We start from the raw sequence: 255 nt of genomic DNA on the forward strand, positions 1-255 counted from the left end.
TCGGTTGCTTCGGTGGCACCTTCAGCCCCTCTCGCCGCCATAGACGTTCGACACGGCCATCGCTGACCTGCCAGCCCGCGTCTCTCAGCAGCACGGCCACTCGCCTGTAGCCGTAGCTGCCGTATTGTCTGGCCAGCTCGATCATGTCGGCAACCAGACAATCCTCATCTGCACGCCCCCTTGGACGCCGCCGTTGTGTTGATCGATGCTGCCCCAGCACGCGGCAGATCCGACGCTCCGATACCTTCATCTCGC

Annotated in this window: 1 protein-coding gene; it reads right to left on the reverse strand. The window is 63.5% G+C overall.

The features are described from left to right. The coding region (locus EU800_RS26585) for an IS3 family transposase (RefSeq protein ID WP_129636398.1) at positions 1-255 on the reverse strand (255 nt) is incomplete at both ends.

The sequence above is a fragment of the Tropicimonas sp. IMCC6043 genome (assembly GCF_004146235.1).
GTDB lineage: Bacteria > Pseudomonadota > Alphaproteobacteria > Rhodobacterales > Rhodobacteraceae > Tropicimonas.